At 72.0% G+C, this 17,833-nt stretch carries 13 protein-coding genes; 5 read left to right on the top strand and 8 right to left on the bottom strand.

Annotation, left to right across the window (positions count from 1 at the left end; genetic code table 11):
- Position 1: 1 nt before the first annotated feature.
- Positions 2 to 412 (top strand): hypothetical protein, encoded by a 411-nt coding sequence (locus tag IL992_RS40760; protein ID WP_193208636.1) that lies wholly within the window; start codon positions 2 to 4, stop codon positions 410 to 412.
- A gap of 19 nt (positions 413 to 431) precedes the next feature.
- Here the strand turns inward: IL992_RS40760 and IL992_RS40755 are convergent, their stop codons facing one another.
- From IL992_RS40755 to IL992_RS40735, 5 genes are all read right to left on the bottom strand, one after another.
- Entirely contained in the window at positions 432 to 1,805 is a 1,374-nt protein-coding gene (locus tag IL992_RS40755; RefSeq protein ID WP_193208635.1) for a hypothetical protein, read from the bottom strand.
- A gap of 366 nt (positions 1,806 to 2,171) precedes the next feature.
- Positions 2,172 to 3,650, bottom strand: a complete 1,479-nt coding sequence (locus tag IL992_RS40750) for a carbohydrate-binding protein (protein ID WP_193208634.1) — start codon at positions 3,648 to 3,650, stop codon at positions 2,172 to 2,174.
- Between the two features lie 34 nt (positions 3,651 to 3,684).
- Positions 3,685 to 5,286 carry a chitinase gene (locus IL992_RS40745; RefSeq protein WP_193208633.1) on the bottom strand — a complete coding sequence of 534 codons (1,602 nt, stop codon included), beginning with the start codon at positions 5,284 to 5,286 and terminating at the stop codon, positions 3,685 to 3,687.
- A gap of 5 nt (positions 5,287 to 5,291) precedes the next feature.
- The gene (locus IL992_RS40740; protein ID WP_193208632.1) at positions 5,292 to 6,626 is read right to left on the bottom strand and encodes a cellulose binding domain-containing protein; all 1,335 of its coding nucleotides are present in this window, start codon (positions 6,624 to 6,626) and stop codon (positions 5,292 to 5,294) included.
- A gap of 436 nt (positions 6,627 to 7,062) precedes the next feature.
- Positions 7,063 to 8,199, bottom strand: a complete 1,137-nt coding sequence (locus tag IL992_RS40735) for a glycoside hydrolase family 18 protein (RefSeq protein ID WP_193208631.1) — start codon at positions 8,197 to 8,199, stop codon at positions 7,063 to 7,065.
- 286 nt (positions 8,200 to 8,485) lie between these two features.
- Here IL992_RS40735 and IL992_RS40730 point away from each other — a divergent pair, with 286 nt between their 5' ends.
- The 3 genes from IL992_RS40730 (at position 8,486) to IL992_RS40720 (ending at position 11,631) form a co-directional block, all read left to right on the top strand.
- Positions 8,486 to 9,427 (top strand): ATP-binding cassette domain-containing protein, encoded by a 942-nt coding sequence (locus IL992_RS40730; RefSeq protein ID WP_193208630.1) that lies wholly within the window; start codon positions 8,486 to 8,488, stop codon positions 9,425 to 9,427.
- The gene (locus IL992_RS40725) at positions 9,424 to 10,209 is read left to right on the top strand and encodes an ABC transporter permease (RefSeq protein ID WP_193208629.1); all 786 of its coding nucleotides are present in this window, start codon (positions 9,424 to 9,426) and stop codon (positions 10,207 to 10,209) included. The genes IL992_RS40730 and IL992_RS40725 overlap by 4 nt, the downstream gene beginning before the upstream one ends.
- A gap of 84 nt (positions 10,210 to 10,293) precedes the next feature.
- Entirely contained in the window at positions 10,294 to 11,631 is a 1,338-nt protein-coding gene (locus IL992_RS40720; RefSeq protein ID WP_193208628.1) for a CocE/NonD family hydrolase, read from the top strand.
- Here the strand turns inward: IL992_RS40720 and IL992_RS40715 are convergent.
- The 3 genes from IL992_RS40715 to IL992_RS40705 are packed head-to-tail and all read right to left on the bottom strand — an operon-like array spanning position 11,565 to position 16,976.
- Positions 11,565 to 14,933, bottom strand: a complete 3,369-nt coding sequence (locus tag IL992_RS40715) for an AfsR/SARP family transcriptional regulator (RefSeq protein ID WP_193208627.1) — start codon at positions 14,931 to 14,933, stop codon at positions 11,565 to 11,567. The genes IL992_RS40720 and IL992_RS40715 overlap by 67 nt on opposite strands.
- Before the next feature lie 58 nt (positions 14,934 to 14,991).
- Positions 14,992 to 15,591 (bottom strand): hypothetical protein, encoded by a 600-nt coding sequence (locus IL992_RS40710; RefSeq protein ID WP_193208626.1) that lies wholly within the window; start codon positions 15,589 to 15,591, stop codon positions 14,992 to 14,994.
- Positions 15,588 to 16,976 (bottom strand): selenium-binding protein SBP56-related protein, encoded by a 1,389-nt coding sequence (locus IL992_RS40705; RefSeq protein ID WP_193208625.1) that lies wholly within the window; start codon positions 16,974 to 16,976, stop codon positions 15,588 to 15,590. Before IL992_RS40705 ends, IL992_RS40710 begins: the two co-directional genes overlap by 4 nt.
- Before the next feature lie 113 nt (positions 16,977 to 17,089).
- Between IL992_RS40705 and leuE the strand changes: the two genes are divergently transcribed.
- On the top strand, positions 17,090 to 17,770 hold the full coding sequence (leuE, locus tag IL992_RS40700) for a leucine efflux protein LeuE (RefSeq protein ID WP_193208624.1): 681 nt from the start codon (positions 17,090 to 17,092) through the stop codon (positions 17,768 to 17,770).
- The last annotated feature ends 63 nt before the right edge of the window (positions 17,771 to 17,833 follow it).

Genomic DNA, 17,833 nt, shown 5'->3' with positions numbered 1-17,833 from the left:
CATGCGGCGATGGGACAACGACGAGCGCTTCACCGGGATCACGGACGCCTCGGCGATGGAGCCACAGGTGTCCGCCCTGCTCGACGCGATGGCACGAGACGGTTGGGTGACGGAGGAACCCGAGGCGCATCTGCTCCCCCACCTGCGCCGGGCATGCGGGTCGGAGTGGCTGCTGACCGGCGAGCGCCTGCTCGACGACGGTGTGTACGAGGTGACGGTGTCGCTGGCCGGCGACAGGGAGGGCGTCCACGTGCTCCGCGACGTGATCCGGCTGCTGTCGGCGATCGCCGAGACCGTCTTCTTCGTACGGCAGGCCGCACCGGGCGTGTTCGAGTGCGTGACCGGAATGCTCGAGGGCGACCCGCCCGGCTTCAAAAGCCACGGCCACATGGTCCGCCTCATCGTGACCTGAGACCCGGCGGGACCCCGTCTCAGGCGGCGGGGACGGTCTTCTTCTCCCCCGGGACCGGCGACGGCGTGGCCTGCGCGTACCTGCGGCGCCACGGGATGGCCGCGATCAGCACGGGGAACAGCACCAGCGAGCTGATCGCCCAGGGCGCGTGCAGCTCGCCCCACTTTGGCCCGCTGAACTGCGTGAGCACGATGTATCCGATCGCGGCCCACAGCGTGCTGCCGAGGATCGCCGGCCAGGCCCAGCGGGTGGGCCGGGCGACCAGGAACGGCATGAACCACAGCAGATACTGCGCACCGAGGCGCGGGGTGAAGATCATGAAGGCCAGCAGGATCGCGATCGTGACGTCGACCGGGTCGGCCTTGCGCCACCAGACGAGGCAGGCCACGATCGCGGCGTAGATGAGGTATTGGCCGATCCTTGCCGGGAGCGGGTCGAGGTTCCAGTTGCCCCCGCTGACCAGCGCGGTCCAGCCCCAGTCGCCCGTGATCGGACGGACGTCGCTGGGCCGCAGCCCGATGGTGTTGAGCACCTCGGGAAGCTGCCGCCACTCCGTCCAGCCGCCGATCGGGAGCGTCAGCAGGAAGAACACCGGCGAGACGCCGGTCGCGACCAGCGAGACCAGGCGGCTGCGCAGCCCGGGCAGGAACATCAGCAGGGCCGGCACGAGGATCACCGGCCAGCTCTTCGCGCAGAGCGCGAGCCCCATGAGCAGCCCCGCCCACACGGCCCGGCCCGTCGCGGCGCGGTCCTCCTGCGACGGGTGGACGATGCGCCGCACGATCTCGCCCGGCGAGATCCAGGGCAGCGGCAGGTCACGGTTCGCGAGCCGCAGGCGGGCCCACGGCAGCGGCTCGGGCCGCCGCCAGTCACCCGGGCCGCGTGCCACGATGTACGCCGCGACTCCGAAGACCAGAGAGACCGGCTCGACCTGGCCGTGCACGGAGGCGACGAGGATGGCGAGGGGGTTGCAGGCGTACTGGAAGGCGCGCAGCTTCTCGGTCCGCGCCCCGGCCAGCTTGCCGACCAGCGGGATCAGCACGACGTCGGCGACGACGGTGACGATGCGGCCGGCGTACTCCCACGGGATGCCCAGCCACAGCAGCAGGCCGTACATGTAGGGGATCGTCGGGAGGAAGTGCCATCCGCCGTTGCTCTCGAGCACCGGGTCGCGGTGGTCGAGGATCGCCACGCCGGCGGGCTGGAAGCTGTTGACGTAGTCGACCGGCTGCCACTGGGTGTCCCTGGCCGACAGGACCATGATCAGCACGCGTACGGCGATGCCGAGCGTGAGCGTGACGACCAGGGACGGCCGCCAGCCCTTCCATTGGGCGACGAGCGCGAGCACGACGCCGGCGACGAGGACGATGCTGGTGGGGATCGCGTATTCCATGACGATGCCAAGACTGCCTGACGAATGGCAAAACAGGCGACTCGATCCCTGATTCGGCGAATCGGCCATCGCGATCCGTCACGATTAGGGGTATTGTGACCACGGAGCGTTACATCCAGGAGACTTCGATGAAAATTCGCCTGTGGATCACCCTTGCCGTGGCCGTGATCGTCGGGATGCTGATCGGCCTGCTCGCCCCCACGCACGGGGGCGACCGGCGCGGCGGGTAGGGGGGTCGTCCCCGCCGGACCGGCCGCCTGCTCATGGACGCCCGACTCGGATAGGCGCGCTCACACCGCGCGCGGCGGCGAAGGGATCCGGTCCGGCGGGCCGTGCCCGGATCCCTCACCGTCGGTATAAGGCGGGTCAGAAGCCCGCGGTGATCCTGGTGAAGTCCCAGTCGTTCTGCGCGATGCCGCTGCAGTTCGACACCACGCCGCCGCCCGGGCAGCCACGGTCGCGGTTGACCGCCCAGAAGGCGAGCCGGCCCAGGCCATGCGAGTTGGCCCAGTCGCGGATCTGGGTCCAGGTGGCCACGGAGGTGAGCTCCTGCTGGTCGGACAGGCCGTTCATGCCCGAGATGCCCATGTGGGCGTACGCCTGGGCGTCGGTCCAGCCCCAGGCCGCCTTCAGCGCGTTCTTCAGGCCCTCGGCCGCGTTGACGGTGTTCTGGTACATGTTGGCGCCGCCGCCGAAGTCGAACGGCATGATCGTGTAGTTGTCGATATTCACGCCCAGCGCCTTCGACTGGTTGATCAGCCGGGTGCCGTAGTAGGTCGGGCCGGTCGTGCTGGTGCCGAAGGTGACGACGACCTTGACGTTCGGGTTGTTCTGCTTGATGATCTTGAGCCCGCCGAGGATGCGATCCTGGACGGCCTCGTTCTCGAACTCGTCGGTGTTCTCGATGTCGAAGTCGACCGCGGCCGGGTTGTAGGCGTTGATGACCTGCTGGACGGCCGAGGCGAAGGCGGACGAGCTGGAGCAGTTCGGGCCGAGCTTGTTGCCCTGCCAGCCGCCGAATGAGATCTGGACGTTGCCGCCCGCGGCCTTGATCTGCGAGATCGCGGTGGCGTCGACGCTGCCGGACAGCGGGCGGGAGCCGTCCCACGCCGGGGTGCAGCCGCCGCCGGAGAGCATGAAGGCCATCGTGAACTGCTTGACCCCGGTGGCGTTCATGACCGTGGCCGGGTTCGGCGGGTTGCCCCAGCCCTCGTACAGGTACGGCGCACCGGGCAGCTTGCCGCCGCCGCTGGTGCAGCCCGTGGTGGTGCCCGTCACCGAACCGCTCGCCGCGGACTCGCCGTTCGAGTTGTACGCCTTGACCGTGTACGTGTGGGTGGTGCAGGTGCCGAGGCCGGAAACCGTGGCGCTGGTGCCGCTGACGGTCGCCTTGACCGAGGTGCCCTCGTAGACGCGGTAGCCGGTCACCGCGCCGCTCGACGCGGACCACGACAGCGAGATCGACGAGTTCGTGGTGCCGGTGACGGCCGGGTTGCCGGGCTTGCCCGGCGCGCCGGACGGAGGCGTAGGCGACGGGCTCGGGGACGGGTTGCCCCCGCCGCTGACCTGCTTCCAGAGGGCCGGGACGTTCGGCGGCTCCCAGCCCGTCAGGGACGTGTGCGCCTGGATGCACTCGTAGTCGACGCCGTTGTAGGTCACCCGGGCGCCGATGGCGTACCAGGTGTTCGGGGCCCATGCCGGGTAGGCCAGCATGACCACGCTGTTCGGGGCCGCCGAGGCGGACGCGGTCGTTCCCGCGACCAGTCCGGCGACGGCCAGGAGGAGGGAGGCGAGCAGGGCCAGGGCCGCCCTGGCGCGCCGGCCCGTACCGAAGCGAAGCTGCATTCTTCCTCGCAAAGGTGGGGGGTGGGTGGGGGGATCACTTCAGGGCGTCGAGATACGCCCTGTGGGAGCGGGAGAATTCGGAGCCCGTGTACTTGTCCCAGTTGACGGACCAGGCCATGAGGCCGCGCAGGCCGGGGAAGACGCCGTGCGGCCGGTAGGAACCGCAGCCCGTCCCCTTCGCCAGGCAGCCGAAGGCGCTCTGCACCTCGGCCGTGCTCGTGTAGCCGTTGCCGGCGTACGGCGCGGCCGGCAGGCCGATCGCGACCTGCTCGGGACGCAGCGGCGGGAAGGTCGCGCCACCGGCCACGGGGAAGCCGGTGAGCAGCATGTCGGTCATGGCGACGTGGAAGTCGGCCACGCCCATCGTGTGGTACTGGTTGTCGAGGCCCATGATCGGCCCGGAGTTGTAGTCCTGGACGTGCAGCAGCGTGAGGTCGTCACGCAGCGCGTGGATCACGGGCAGGTACGCCCCGGAGCGGGCGTCGGCCGTGCCGTTCTGGCCCGAGCCGTAGAACTGGTAGCCGAGCTGGACGAAGAACGTCTCGGGGGCCATGGTGAGCGTGAACTTCGCGCCATACCTGGCCTTGAGCGTCTTGATCGCGGAGATGAGGTTCACGACCACCGGGGTGGTCGGGTTGCGGAAGTCGGTGTCGCCGGGGTTCAGCGACAGCGAGTGGCCCTCGAAGTCGATGTCGAGGCCGTCCAGGCCGTACCTGTCGATGATCGCGGCGACGGACTGGACGAACTTGTCGCGGGCGGCGGTGGTGGTGAGCTGGACGACCCCGTTCTGGCCGCCGATCGAGATCAGCACCTTCTTGCCGGCCGCCTGCTTGGCGCGGATGGCCGCGACGAAGTCGGCGTCGCTCTCGACGTTCGGGCATTCCGTCACCGGACAGCGGGTGAACCGGATGTCACCCGAGGTGGGCGAGGTCGGCTCGCCGAAGGCCAGGTCGATGATGTCCCACGCGTCGGGGACGTCGGCCATCCGGACGTAGCCGGAGCCGTTGGCGAACGAGGCGTGCAGGTAGCCGGCCATCAGCCGCTTCCCGCTTGGTGGCGGCGGGCTCGGCGAGGTCGACGGTGACGGTGATGGCGACGGGCTCGGGCTCGCCGAAGGTGACGCCGACGGAGAAGGTGAAGGAGAGGGCGAGGTGCCCGGGCCATCGAGGACGACGTCGTCGGCGTAGTAGGCGCCCTGGCCGTACCAGCCGTTGACGTAGATCGTCACGCTCGTCGTGGACGACCCCGTGGTGAACGACGTGGACAACTGCGACCACGACGCCCCCGGCGACCCCCACGTCTGGGCGTTCACCCCCGTGCCGGTCGCCCCGAGGAACACGTAGTTGCCCTGCACCCACGCCGACAGCGCATAGGTCGTGGACGGCTTGACGCTGATCGTCTGCTGGCACCGGGCGTAGTCACCGCCGGCCGGAGTCGCCGACAACGCCTTCGACCCGCCGTGCACCGGACTCGACACCACCTGCGCAGAGGACGCGCACGTCCACCCCGACAGGCCCGACTCGAACCCCGGATTCGCCGCGATGTTGGCGGCATGGGCCGGGCCGGTGAACGTCGCCGTGAGCAGCCCGGCGAAGGCGAGGGACGCCGCCGCGCCCAGGCCGATGAGCTTCTTCATGTGCCTCATCCCGTGTACGAAGCGAAGATCTTGGAGAACTCGTAGGGCGACTGGGGGATGTTGGTGCAGGAGTAGAGCGCCCCGGTGCAGGCGTTGCGGTCGCGGGTCGTCTCCCAGAAGGCCAGCAGGCCGAGGTGCTTGTCCTTGGCGAAGGCGACGAGCTGGCGGGCGTCGTCCTGGTTGTAGATCCGGCCGTCGTCGTTTTGGCCCAGCATCGGCGTGACCCCGACCATCCGCCACACCTGGGCGTCGGACAGGCTGGGATACAGGCTCTTGAGCTGCGTGAAGGTGCTGTTGGCCGCCTGGACCGCCGCGTCGCCGTAGTCGACGGACTGGTAGTAGTCCATGGCCATGACGTTGACGGCGTCGAGCCTGACCCCGGCGTCGCGCGCGGACCGGACCACGTTGAGGCCGTCGGCGGTCAGGCCGTTCGGCAGCACGGGCAGCGTGAGGGAGATCTTCAGGTCGGGGTGGGCCTGCTGCAGCCGGGCGAGCGCCTGCGACCGGCGAGCGATGGACGCGGGCTCGGCCGCCGCCGATCCCTCGATGTCGAGGTCGATGTACTTCAGGCCGTAGGCGGTGACGACGGCGTCATATTCGGCGACCAGCGCGTTCACGTCCGTGCACGCCTGGGCGAGCTCGATGCCGGTCGCGCCGCCGAAGGACACCTTGACGTCCCCGCCGCCGGCCCGGATCGCGTCGATCTGGTCCTTCGCCCACTTCTGCCGTGGGTCGTACGCGTTGAACCACATCGCCTTACAGCCCGACGCGGTGACGAACGCGAGGGTGAAGCTCTTCAGGCCGGAGGCCGAGGCCATCGCGCTCAGGCTCGGCGTCGGCCAGGCGCCCATGTCCACGTACGGCGCGGTGCGCAGGGCCCCGGGCGCGGGCGGCGGCGGGCTCGGAGACGTGCTGGGGGACGCGCTCGGTGAGGGGGACGGCGAGGTCGTGACACCGTCGCACGAGCCGCCGTTCAGGCGGCAGTTCGCCGGCTTGCCGGGGCCGCTGTTCACCCAGCCGAACGTCGTGGAGGCTCCGGCAGCCAGGCCGCCGTTGTACTCACGGTTCTTGAAGGTGTAGTGGTCGCCGGAACGCGTCATCAGCGCGTCCCAGTAGGACCCGACCGTCGAGCCCGCGGGGAGGTCGAACTCGACCGTCCAGCCGGAGGTCGCGGCGGTGCCGGTGTTGGTGAGGGTGTACCGGCCCTGGTAGCCGGAGCCCCAGTCGGAGTCGGCGGAGAAGACGGCCTTGACCGTGGCGGCCTCGGCGGGCACCGCGACGAGAGCGAGCGCGAGTGCGGCAATCGCGGCGAGCGCACGCCAGACGTACCTGGTTTGCATAGACACAACCTCTGTGGGGGGGTGAACGGGGAGGTCATGGGAATCCGTACGGCCGGCGCCTGACGGAGGCGGCCGATCGGAACAGCACCGGCCGTACGGCACTCAAGGGCGTCTGGTGACGGGACGCGAGAGGAAGACGCTAGGGGTGAGGAAGGGCCATTGTCGGCTCCCGGTCGTTCTTTTAGGAAAGTTTCCTAAGAGTTGTACGGATCGTAGCTTCGCGGTCGCTGGTTCACAAGACCCAATTCGACAGCGTTCCTAACGAACCTTGTCAGCGCTGGTAGACGCGCGGAACCGGGTTATGCGCGCGTTAAGGGCCGGCTGCTCGTCCGTTAAGCCGGGCACGGTTGAGGCGGCCACGGTCAAGTGCGAGCACGTTGAGGCAGGCACGTTTGAGGCGGGCACGGGCACGGTTGAGGGGCAGGGTGTGGCCGGCTCAGCGCAGGATCGCGCCCTCGCGGACGGCGTGCCGGCCGTCGCGCTGCACGTTGACGAAGTCGACGAGGCCGACCAGCTTCTCCAGGTCGAACCCGGCATCCATGCGATCGTCGTCGGCGGGGATGTAGACCGTGAGCAGGTAGCGGCGGCCGGTGGCCGCGCCGAGCGCGTCGAGTTGCGCGCGGAACTCGGCCAGCAGGGCCGTCAGGTTCCGCCTGTCGTCGACGCCGGTGTGGTTGCCCAGGTGCCCCTCGCCGCCGGGCCACTCCCAGTCGACGTCGATGCCGTCGAAGACGCCCGCCGCGCTGCCCGGACCACCCCTGCCCTCGGCGCCCGGCAGGTCGCCCCTGATGTACGCGTCGAGACACGACTTCACGAACCTCTGCCGGGTGGCGGCGGTCCGCGCCACATCGGAGAAGTACTTGGAGTAGGTCCAGCCGCCGATCGAGATCAGCGCCTTCAGGCCGGGGTGGCGGGCCTTGAGCTTCTTCAGCTGGTTGAAGTTGCCGGCGAGCGGGGCGTCCGGAGGGTCGGCCACGCCGTCCAGCGACTCGGCCGCCGTGAAACCGCGCTGGTAGTCGGCCCAGGCGTCGCCCGCGCCGTCGCCCTGGTCGGGGTCGTTCGGGTCGGGCGCGAGCGGCCGGGTGACCCCGGTGAGACAGGTCAGCGAGCCGGGGTCGATGTTCGCGAAGGCGTAGAGGACGTGGGTCAGCCTGCCCGCCAGGCCGCTCGTGTCGAGGTCGCGCACGGTGGACGTGGCGCCGTACGCGCCGCGCTGCGGGACGTACCCGACCCTGATGCGGCCCGGTGAGGGGGACGGCGACGGCGTGACGGTCACGGTGACCGTCACCTCGGGCACGGGAGCGGCGGCCTGCGCCGACACGGCCCGCGCGGGAGCGACTGCTCGTGCCGGTGCGGCCTGTACGGGAGCGGCTGCCTGTGCGGGAGCGATCGCGGCCCGGGCCGGTGCGGCGGCTGCCCTGGGCACCACGACGCGTGACCTGGCCTGCGCCTGGCTGACGGCCGCCGTGCCGGCATCGGTGGCGCGGGCCGGGCCGTACCAGGCGACGAACAGCGAGGACAGCACGGCGCTCAGGACCACGACGGTGAAGGCGCCACGCGTGATCGCTCCCATGGTGGGCTCCGAACAAGGACGAGCCTCCGCGACGGGACGCGGAGGAGGGAAAGGAATGTCGCGGGAGCGTAGTGGCGGCGCCGCCGGGCGGACAAGGAGCGCAGTCTTAAGCCCGGATTATGCGCGGCTCATGTCGCAGGCGGGCACGTTCCAGCGGCGCCACCTGCGGATATCCATGATGCCTTGCTTTCTTGCAAGTTTCACCCCCATCGGCGTTCGGCGACCCTGCCGGCCCGTGCCAGCTTCGTGCCAGCTTCGTGCCAGCACGGGCGGCGACCGTCGGAGCATGACGTACGCGATTGAGGCCCACGGCCTCGTGAAGAGATACGGCGACAAGGCCGCGCTGGCCGGGATCGACCTCGCCGCGCCGCCGGGCTCGGTGCTCGGCGTGCTCGGTCCCAACGGCGCGGGCAAGACCACCGCGGTCCGCATCCTCGCCACGCTCGTCTCCCCCGACGGCGGCCGGGCGGCGGTCGGCGGGCACGACGTGGTGAAGGCGCCGGCCGAGGTGCGGAAGCTGATCGGGCTGACCGGCCAGTACGCGTCGGTGGACGAGAAGCTGACCGGGCGGCAGAACCTGGTGATGATCGGGCGGCTGCTCGGCATGGGCCGGGCCGAGGCCCGGGGCAGGGCGGCGGCGCTGCTCGCGGAGTTCGGACTGGAGGACGCCGCCGACCGGGCGGCGGGGTCCTACTCGGGCGGCATGCGGCGGCGGCTCGACCTGGCCGTCAGCCTGGTCGGCCGGCCGTCGATCGTCTTCATGGACGAGCCGACGACCGGGCTCGACCCGCGCGCCAGGGCGGACCTGTGGCGGATCGTGCGCGAGCAGGTGGCGGGCGGGGCGACCGTGCTGCTCACGACGCAGTACCTGGAGGAGGCCGACCAGCTCGCCGACGAGATCGTGCTCATCGACCACGGCCTCGTGGCGGCGAGGGGCACGCCACGCGAGCTGAAGGCCAGGGCGGGCGACCGGCGGCTGGAGATACGGCCCGAGCACGACACGGAGAAGGCGGAACTGATCCTCGCCGAGGTCACCGGGCTGACTCCGCACCGCGGGGAGAACGGGCTGCTCAGCGTGCCGCTGCTGGAGTCGGCGGTGAGCCCGGCCATGTTCCGGCGGCTGGAGGAGGCCGGTGTCCCCCTCTCCGAGCACGCGGTCCGCAGGCCCACGCTCGACGAGGCGTTCCTCACCCTCACCGACACCACGACCTCGAGGAGGGCACGATGACCGCGATCCCATCGGCGAGCGGGCGCCGGGGCACGCTCGCGCAGGGTATGACCCTCGCCTGGCGGAGCCTGGTGCCGCTGAGGAACGAGCCCGGCCGGCTCGTCCAGTTCCTGCTTCAGCCGATCTTCATGGTCGTGGTCTTCGTCCTGATGTTCGGGGCCATGTCCGGCGACCCCGAGCACGCCGCGCGCTACCTGATGCCCGGCGTGCTCACGCAGGTGGCCCTCATCTCGACGAACACCACGGGCATGAACCTCGCCGAGGACATCCTGAACGGCGTGTTCGACCGGTTCCGGAGCATGCCGATCGCCCGCTCCGCCCCGCTCGTCGGGCGGGTGACCGCGGACGCCCTGACGACGGCGGTGACCATCCTGGTGGCCCTGCTCGCCGGGATCGCGGCCGGGTTCCGGATCACGGCCTCGCCCCTGGGCGCGCTGGCCGGCCTGGCTCTCCTGCTGCTGTTCACGCTGGCGCTGAGCTGGGTGTCGGCCTGGCTCGGGCTGAAGGCCAAGTCGGTCGCCTCGATGCAGGGCACGGCGACCGCCGTCCTGCTGCCGCTGACGTTCGGCAGCAGCGCGTTCATCCCGCCGGACAACCTGCCGGGCGTGCTGCGCTGGTGGTCGTCGGTCAACCCGGTCTCGCACCTGGCCGACGCCGTCCGCGCCCTGCTCACCGGCGCTCCCGTGGGGGACCACGTCTTGATCACGCTGGTCTGGGCCGCCGCCGTCACCGCGTGTTTCGTCCCGCTCGCCGTACGCGCCTACACCCGGAGGATCCGGTGAACGCCCTGATGAATCGCCCCCCTGGCTCTCCCCGCGCCCGACTGGGCCGCGGGTCTTCCGTCCGGCCGGGACGTGTGGACACCCATGCGTGACGGCGTACGGCTCGCCGCGACCGTCTGGCTTCCCGAGCCTCGCGGGCGGCATCCCGTCCTGCTGGCCCGGACCCCGTACGGCAGGGGACCTTACGGCCCGGGCCTGCGGCTCGACGTCACCCGGCTGCTGTCGGCGGGCTACGCGGTGATGGTGCAGGACGTGCGCGGCACCGGCGAGTCGGAGGGCGACCTGCGGTTCCTCACCGGGGAGGCCGCCGACGGGCACGACACGGTGACCTGGGCCGCGCGCCAGGCGTGGTGCGACGGGCAGGCCGGCAGGTTCGGCGACTCCTACCTCGGGATCGCCCAGCTTCTCGCCGTGAGCGAGCGGCCGGATGGGCCGCGGGCCATCGCGCCCTCCGTCTCCCCCGCCGGGCTGCACGACGTGGTGTACGCCGGCGGCGTCCTCAGGCTGGGCGTCGTCCTGCCGGTCCTGGCGACCGTCATCGCGCCCCTGCAACTGGCACGCCGCGCCCGGCTCGATCCGGGAGAAAAAGGTCTTCCGGCCGCCCCGGCGGCCCGGCTCGGCGAGATGCTCCGGCGCCTTCCGGTCGGGGACCAGCCGGAGATCACGGACCTCTTCCCCTTCTACGCCGACTGGCTCGCGCATCCCGATCCGTCCGACGAGCTGTGGCGGGACGCCGACCTGGAGGCGCGCTACGACAAGATCGAGGTGCCGGCACTGCTGTCCAGCGGGTGGTACGACTACTTCCGCGACAGCACCATCCGCACCTACCGGGCCCTGCGCGGCAGGGCCCGCCTCGTCGTCGGCCACTGGACCCACGCGTTGCGCGAGCGGACGCTGGCCGGGCACGACTACGGCGAACACGCGAGCGGGGAGGCCGTCGACTGGACCGGCCTCCACCTCGACTGGTTCGGCCACTGGATGCGCGGCACCCCGCTGAAGGACGACGCGAAAGTCCGGGTGTTCGTCACCGGCGCCTGCGAATGGCGGGCGATGGCCGGCTGGCCGCCGGAGGACGAGGCCGCCGTCCGCTACCACCTGGGGGGCGCCGGCACGCAGAGGCGGCCCGCACGCTCGTGCCGACGGCAACGCTGCGCGCCTCCCTCCTGTACGACCACGGCGATCCCGTCCCGACCATGGGCGGCGACTGCGCGGCCGGGAAGGGTGCGCGTCCTCCTCGGCAACCTGGCCCACGTCTTCGGGGCGGGACACCGGGTGCGGGTGGAGGTCGCGGGGTCGGACTTCCCCAAGTACGCCCGGCATCCCGACAGCGCGCGGATCACGATCAGCGCGCCGTCCTACCTGCTGCTTCCGGCGACAGGCAGGCCCAGATCCTCGCGCGACGCCGTGCGGCCGCGCTCGTAGGCGGCGTGGAAGTCCGGGCCCGCCGCCTCGCGTGCCGACTCCAGCGCCTCGGCGGCCTCGGCGTCCGCCTTCCAGCCCGGGTGGGCGGCGTCGGCCGCGCCGAAGAGCACCGCGGAACGCTTCGCGTCGCCCCCGGCCAGGGCGATCATGGCCAGCCCGGCCAGCACGGTCGCGAGGACCGGCAGGTCGGGGGTGGTGCCGAGGGCCCGCAGCGCCTCGTGATGACGCGCGAGCGCGCCGTCGAGGTCGCCCTTGGCCAGCAGCGCCCTGCCGTATTCGGCGTACGCCGTTCCGAGTTGCTGCGGGATGGCGGGGTGGGCCTCCAGCACGGTCAGGGCCTCTTCGTGCGCCGCCACCGCGCCGTCGAGGTCTCCCCTGCTCCGCGCCACCTTCGCCTCGCCCACGCTCACCTGCACCAGCGCGTACGGCGAGACTCCGGCGGACACGTGGGAGCGGGCCGCCGCCACGTCCGCCGCCGCACCCTCGGCGTCGCCCGACTGAAGGCGCAGCTCGGCCAGGCGGGTCAGCGTGGAGATCGTGTCGTCCGCGCTGACCCATCCTTCGGTCAGCCCGGCGATCTCGTCGATGAGGTCCGCCGTCGGCGCGCCCCGGCCGGCCCGGAGCGTGGCCAGCGTGAGCAGGGCCTCGCTGAGCCCCCAGCGCTCCCCCAGCGTCCGGAACCTGCGCACGGCCTCCTCGACGTCGCGTTCGCTGTCGCCCGGCAGGCCGAGCGACCCGCCCCTGATCATCAGCGCCGAGCCGGCCAGCCAGGGATCGTCCGAGGCCGCGTACGCGTCGAGCATCTCGGCCGCCTCCTCCCTGCGTCCGGCCATCGCCGTCACGACCGCGCGCAGGATCGGCAGCATCGGATGCACCGGGCCCTCGCGCCGGGCCGCATCGACGAGATCGCCGAGCTCCCGGCGGATCTCCTCCAGCCGGCCGGGCTCCATCCAGAGCGTGCCGAGCCGGGTGACCGTGACCGCGAACCGGCACCCGGCGTAGGCGCGCACCAGCCCGGCGGGCGGGCCCTCGGGGACGAGTTCGAGCACCTGCCCGGCCCAGACGGCCGCCTGGCCGCGATGCCCGCGCAGCCACCAATACCAGCCCAGCGTGCCGCACAGGCGCAGCGCGGTCTCCGCCTCCCGGGAGTCGACGGCCCAGCGCAGGGCGGCGTTCAGGTTGTCCTGCTCGGCGGTCAGCCTGGCCATCCACTCCAGTTGCCCGGCTCCGCGCAGGCGTGGCTCGGCCTCCTCGGCGAGCCGCAGGAAGTGCGCCGCGTGCCGGCGCCGGTAGCGGTCGAGCTCACCGTTGTCCGTCAGCCGCCGCAGCGCGTACGCGCGGATCGTCTCCAGCATCCGGAACCGGCCGTCGCCCGGCGTCTCCAGCAGGGACTTGTCGACCAGGGACGGCAGCACCGCCACCACGTCGAGTCCGTCGTCCCCGCAGACCAGCTCCGCGTCGTCCAGCGCGGCGCCGCCGGCGAACACCGCGAGCCGCTCCGCCAGCGTCCTCTCCTCGGGCGTGAGCAGGTCCCAGCTCCACTCGACCACCGCGCTCAGCGTCCGGTGCCGCGGCAGGGCCGTACGGCTCCCGCCGGTCAGCAGGCGGAACCGGTCGCCGAGGCGGGCCGCGAGCCGCTCCGGGCCGAGCGCCCTGATCCGCGCCGCGGCCAGCTCGATGGCCAGCGGCATCCCGTCGAGGCGGCGGCAGATCGTGACGACGTGCGGGGTCGTGTGCTCGTCGAGAGCGAAGCCGGGGCTGACCGCGCGGGCGCGGTCCACCAGGAGGCGTACGGCGGGATACTCACCCGCCTCGCCAGGGGTGACGCCCTCCGGAGGCAGGCCGAGGGGCGGGATCGGGGCGAGCGTCTCCCCCGGCACGCCGAGCGGCTCGCGGCTGGTCGCCAGCACGCGCACTCCCGGGCAGCGGCGCAGCACGAGCTCCGCCAGGCCCGCCGCGTCGTCGATCACGTGCTCGCAGTTGTCGAGGATGAGCAGCAGCTCGCGCCCGGCGAGGGAGGCGACCAGGCGTTCGGCCGGGTCCTGCGGGTCGCGCCGCCAGTCCTCGCCCACCCGCGGCTCGGCGCCGGCGCCCAGCGCTTCGAGCACGGACCGCACGACGTCCGCGGGGTCCGTCAGGGGGGCCAGCTCGGCCAGCCACGCGCCCTCGCCGTACCCGCCCGCTTCGGAGCCGCCCTCCCCGGCGGCACTGTCTCTGGGGGCACTGTCTCCGGCGGCGCTGTCTCCGGCGACCCGATTCGCGGCGGCGCTGTTGCCTGTGGCACGCAGGGCGGTCTCGACCGCCAGGCGCGTCTTGCCCGCCCCGCCCGGCCCGACGACCGTGACCAGCCGAGAGTCGCGCAACAGGGCCGACAGGTGCGTGACCTCCTCCTCGCGGCCCACGAACGTCGTCGGCGGCGCCCACACCCTCCCCGCGCGTCGTCCTGTGCCGCCGACACCGCCGCCGACGCTGCCCCTGCCACTGGCGGTGTGCTCGGCGCCGCTCGATTGCCGGGGAGGCGCCGCAGGGACCTGCCCGCGGAGCACGTCGAGATGGGCGGCCCGCAACTCCGGACCCGGATCGACGCCGAGTTCGTCCGCGAGCGCCCGCCGGACCCGCTCGTACAGGGCCAGCGCCGCCGCCTGCCTGCCCGACCCCGCCAGCGCGCGCATCGCCAGGGCGGACAGCCGCTCGCGCAGCGGATGGGCGGCCACCTCGGCCGACAGGTCCACCTCACGGCCGAGCACGAGATACGCGGCGGCGCGGGCCTCGACCACGGCCAGCCGCCGCTCCTCCAGCCGGGCCGCCGCGGCCGCCAGGTAGGGCACCGCGCGCAGGTCGGCCAGGGCGGGACCGCGCCACAACGCCAGCGCCTCGTCCAGCACCGCGCACGCCTCATCCAGCACCGGGCGCGCCTCATCCAGTTCCGCGTCGGGGGCTTCGGGGCCCGCCGTCTCGACGGGCACCTTCCCGGTCGCGTACGGCAGGGTCAGTGCGGTGAACACGTGGGCGTCGACCTGCGCCGGCTCGACACCGAGCACGTACCCGCCGTCGCGCCACAGCACCGCACCGGGCCGCCCGAGCGCCGCGCGCAGGCGTTTCACCAGCGTCTGCAGCGCGTTCGCGGCGTTGGCCGGTGGATCGTCCTCCCACAGCGCGTCCACGAGCCGGTCGGCGGGGACGAGGCGGCCGGGACGCAGGGCCAGCACGGCCAGGAGCGCGCGCACGCGCGCGCCCGCGACGGAGACCGGAGCCCCGTCGTCGTCGAGGACCTCGAGCGCGCCGAGGAGACGAACCCGCACGCCGGTCAATCCTGCCAGGCCCCCGGCGGCCCGCGCCGCCCGCCCGCCGCGCGGTCGCTCAGATGGCGCCCACCAACGTGACGACGCCCGCCCCCACCAGGGCGAACGCCCACATCCTGTCGAGATTGAACCAGGCCCGGCGCAGGACGGCGACGCCGAGGAACTCGTACACCACGACGGCGACGACGGTCGCCGCGAGGAACATCGCGAGCGTGTGCACCCCGGCGACGAGCATGCCGCCCGACAGGGCGTGCCCGTGGTGACTCGCCGGCATGCGGGTCAGTACGGGCAGCAGCATCAGGCCCGCGCCGTGCACCGACGACATCAGGAACGACCAAGCGGCGAGTTGCGGCAGCGACAGCCGCATGCCCACCCAGCGGAAGTGCCGCCGGGCGAGCAGGTGCCACAGGCCGAACCCGACGAGCACGACGCCCGCCCCGATCGCGAGCGCCGTGGCCGTCACGAGCGACCCGGTGACCGACACGGCGGCCACCACGAGGGCCACCGACGCGAGGTGGCCCAGCGCGATGACCGGCAGGGACTGCAGCAGCAGGTCGCGGCTGCGCTCCTGCAACCCCCGGGCGACGGCGAACAGCCAGCCCATCGCGGGGTTGATCCCGTGGAAGGCGCCGAGCAGGATGACGGCGGTCAGCGTCACGGGTAGCAGTAGGAGTCGGAGGACGCGTCGCCGCCCTGGAGCCGGGTCTGGTGCGGGCGCAGGCCGCGGAAGTCGTCGCCGTGCGGGAAGAACCGCTCGTCCAGCGTGAACGAGTCGGTGTCGATCTTCGCCATCCAGGCGCCCACGCCGTCGGGGTAGAACTGGTCGTCCCAGGCTCCGTACAGCGAGTTGGTGACGTAGACCCGGCGGCCGTCGCGGCTCACCTCGACCATCTGCGGCCCGCCGGCGAGCCGCTCGTCCGGCGCGGCCGGGTGCGTCTGCCGCCGCACGATGCCGCCGAGGCGGACCGAGCCGATCTCGACCGGCTTGAACGGGTCGGACACGTCGTACTGCTTGAGCTCGCCGGTGCCCCAGCACGACACGTACAGGCGCTGGTCGTCCACCGACAGGTCGATGTCGGTCACCAGCGGCGGCACCGCGCCGAACGGCTTGAGCACGTCGGGCAGGTCGTCGGGCGAGGCGGGCTCGGCCGGGATGGTGATCACCTTCTGCGCCGCCCAGCGGGAGCCGTCCTTGTGCCACAGCCACACGGAGGCCGACAGGTCCTCGACGCTGACGACGACCCCGGCGAAGCCGTACGTCCTGGTGGGGTCGTGGGCGGGGCGCAGCTCCAGCGTCATCTGGTGCTGGTCGCCGAGGTCCACCTCCTGGACGTGCTTACGCTTGCGCAGGTCCCAGAAGTGCAGTTTGTGGCCGTACTTGCGGCCGAGCAGCAGCTCGCCGACGACGCCGTCCTCGATCATGGAGGGCGTGCCCCACTCGGAGGTGATCATCACGTCGTGGTTGATGTGCCACCAGAAGTCGTAGGCGAGGTACTGCGGGCCGCGGTCCACCTCCCACCGGCCGAGCACGTCGAACGAGTTGTGGTCGAGGATGGCGATGCCGCCGGGCCCGTCGTCGCCGTAGCCGCCGAGCGCGCTGACGTACAGCCCCTCCGGGCCGCAGTGCACGGTGTGCGGGCGGGAGTAGCCGGCCCGCTTGCCCAGCTCCTCGGCCTCGATGACCTTCACGAGCTCCGGGCTGACCCGGTCCTTGGTGTCGTACACGTAGATCCGCGACGACCGCAGGCCGGGGACGATCAGGTAGCGCCGCTCGACGTGCGGGTGCGGCGCGTAGGGGCACAGCGCGCTGCTGCAGGCGTTCCAGCCGAAGTGGTGCAGCTCGTCCCCCGTGTACGGCAGGTCGGTCCAGCCGACCACGGTCCCGTACGACGGGGAGCCGGGGTCGGTGTCGAGCACCGCGAGCGCGTCGGGCCGCTGGGCCGACCGGTCGAAGGCGGCCACGTAGGCCAGCTTCTCCGGCGGCGCCTCGGCGGCGTCCCTTGGCGAGGGATAGAAGGTGGGGTCAGGCTTCCACAACGTCATGCACCCCAGGATTCTCCCGCGTTCCCTACCAAGTCAATAGGAATCTACTGACTGTGACCCACGCCTGGATAGGGCTATAACAGGACATGCGGTTTCTTGACGGGAGCGGGCATATGTTCTTCGGCATCACCAACATCTGGACCTACATCGCAGGATCGTTTCTGATCATCCTGCTGCCCGGGCCGAACTCGCTGTTCGTGCTCTCCACCGCCGCCCAGCGCGGCGTGCGGCAGGGCTACCGGGCGGCGGCCGGGGTCTTCGCCGGCGACTCGGTCCTCATGTTCCTGTCGGCCGCGGGGGTCGCGTCGCTGCTGAAGTCCACGCCCGTCCTGTTCTCGATCGTGAAGTACTCGGGCGCGATCTATCTGGCGTGGATCGGCTTCGGCATGCTGCGTGGCGCCTGGCGCTCCCTGCGGGCCTCCCGTGACGGGGCCCCGGCCCAGGTCACCGAGGCGGCCCAGGCCGCGCAGGAGGGGGTCCCCGCGCCGGTGGGCAACCCGTTCCGCAAGGCGTTCACGATCAGCCTGCTCAACCCCAAGGCCATCTTGTTCTTCGTGGCGTTCTTCGTGCAGTTCGTGGACCCGTCGTACGGCGCGCCGGTGCTGTCGTTCCTGATCCTGGCGCTGATCGTGCAGGTCTTCAGCGTGACGTACCTGAGCACGCTGATCTTCGGCGGCACGTTCCTCGCGAGCCACTTCCGGCGCCGCCGGAAGCTGTCCGCCGGACTCACCTCGGGGGTCGGCGCGCTCTTCCTCGGCTTCGGCGCCAAGCTGGCCACCGCGACGCTGAACTGACGCTCACTCGCCGCCGGCCGTGCTCACTCGCCGCCGGCCGTGCTCATTCGCCGCCGGCCGTGC

Source organism: Microbispora sitophila, from assembly GCF_014892245.1.
In the GTDB taxonomy this organism is placed as follows: domain Bacteria; phylum Actinomycetota; class Actinomycetes; order Streptosporangiales; family Streptosporangiaceae; genus Microbispora; species Microbispora siamensis.
The sequence above is the reverse complement of the archived record's forward strand: the minus strand, read 5'-3'. Positions and strand labels throughout refer to the sequence as shown.